1 protein-coding gene is annotated in these 2,108 nt (G+C 40.1%); it reads left to right on the top strand.

All coding sequences use genetic code 11. From position 1 onward, the window contains the following. Positions 1-258: 258 nt before the first annotated feature. A complete protein-coding gene (locus V7654_RS19465) occupies positions 259-2,019 on the top strand; it encodes a B12-binding domain-containing radical SAM protein (protein ID WP_335432456.1) in 1,761 nt (586 codons plus the stop codon). The last annotated feature ends 89 nt before the right edge of the window (positions 2,020-2,108 follow it).

Below are 2,108 nucleotides of genomic sequence, written 5' to 3'. Positions count from 1 at the left end.
CCGCGGAAAGCGAAGCGCCTGGAACGGAAATCAACAGTCCCATTTTCGAGCCAGACAAAATAACAAACTGTAGACAAGTTTGATTTTCATCGAGTTTGTCTCAGTCTGAATAGAGCCATCACTGCAGATGGTTCTTTTTTTACTGATAAAATCTAGGTAATCAATGACTGGACAGGATTTCAACTGTCTTTTTTGTCTAAACTGAGATATAATTTAAAGTTGATTTGCTGCTGGATATTTCTAAAGGAGATTTTGTAAATGAATATTGTTTTAACGACGCTTAACGCGAAATATATACACACCAATCTTGCTATCAGGTACTTGAAAGCATTCGCATACCCAGAATACGATATTAAGCTTACTGAATATACAATTAAAGATCCCATCATCAATATTGTGACAGATTTGATCCAGAAAAAGCCTGATGTAATTGGATTCAGCTGTTATATTTGGAATATCGAAGAAAGTATTAAAGTAATCAGGATGATTAAGAAAATTGATCCTTCCATCAAAATTGTCGTTGGCGGCCCGGAGGTAACCTATGATGTAATGGACTGGATGAAGGAAGCAGAGGAGTTTGATTTCATTGTCATCGGGGAGGGTGAACAGACATTCAAGCTGCTGCTGGCTGAAATTGAGGGTGATCAGGACTATAAAAAAGTTCCGGGGATTGCTTACAGAAACGGTGGCAGCATACAGATGAATCCACAGCAAAATAAGCTGGATTTAAAGGAGCTTCCTTCACCATATCGCTTTGATGAGGACGTCCCTCACCTCTCCAAAAGGGTCACATACATTGAAACGAGCCGCGGCTGCCCTTTCAGCTGCCAATTCTGCCTGTCATCGATCGAAGTGGGAGTCCGCTATTTTGACAGAGAGAAAATTAAGGATGATATTCGTTATTTAATGGCGAACGGAGCCAAAACGATTAAATTCGTCGATAGAACCTTCAATATCAGCAGAAGCTATGCGATGGAAATGTTCAGGTTCCTTATTGATGAGCATTTGCCAGGAACAGTATTCCAATTTGAAATCACAGCAGATATTATGAGACCTGAAGTCATCGAATTCTTGAATCAGGAAGCCCCTTCAGGCTTATTCCGTTTTGAAATTGGAGTACAATCGACAAATGACTACACAAATGAACTTGTCATGCGTAAGCAGAATTTTGAAAAGCTGAAGCGTACAGTTACCATGGTAAAGGAAGGCGGCAAGATTGATCAGCATCTTGACTTGATTGCCGGATTGCCTGAAGAAGACTATAGCTCCTTCAAGAAGACTTTTAATGATGTATTTGCGATGAGGCCAGAGGAGCTCCAACTTGGTTTCCTGAAAATGCTGCGCGGAACTGGGCTGAGGCTGCGGGCAGCTCAGCATGATTATATATATATGGATCATTCTCCATACGAAATCCTGGGAAATAATGTCCTGAATTTTAACGACATTATAAAAATAAAACAAGTAGAAGATGTACTGGAAAAGTACTGGAATGATCATAGGATGGATATTACAGTTGAATATCTTGTCACAAATGTGTTCCCTACTCCGTTTGATTTCTTCCAGGAGTTTGGCTCTCACTGGGAACAAAATGAGTGGTCAAGGATTGGCCACCAGCTTGAAGATCTTTACAAGAGGCTATTTCATTTCCTTCAGGAGAAGGGCGTTGATGATATAGAGACGATTCAAAGCTTAATGAAGTACGACTACCTTGCCAGCATGAAATATAAACCAAGAAAACCATGGTGGGAATTGCAGTCGGATAAGAAGCAAAAATCCGAAATTTACCGAGGAATCATCCAGCACCCTGACGCACTAGGAAGTCGTTATGCAGAACTAAACATTAATGAAAAAGACCTTTATAAGCATACTTTGATTGAAGAAATTTCAATCGATCTGGAAAGTTATATGAAATCAGGAGAGATTGAAAAGTCACCTTCATATATGCTTGTTTATTTTGATCCAAAAACAGAGAAACCAAATTTCTTCGCATTCTCTGAAGAAGAGGTAAAGCCGGCTTAATCGCCGGCTTCAGCTTGTCGACAAAAGATACAAGCCCCAGATCAGTTATTGAAAACCTGTTGATTGGAGTGGAAGGCGCGTAGACTCCT

The sequence above is a fragment of the Bacillus sp. JJ1609 genome (assembly GCF_036967045.1).
Classification (GTDB): Bacteria; Bacillota; Bacilli; order Bacillales; family Cytobacillaceae; genus Mesobacillus.
This window is presented reverse-complemented; position numbering and strand designations above follow the sequence as displayed.

Bases quoted from the DNA above. Each gene is read 5' to 3' on its own strand.
- V7654_RS19465 (WP_335432456.1), top strand. From the start codon at position 259: ATGAATATTGTTTTAACGACGCTTAACGCGAAATATATACACACCAAT.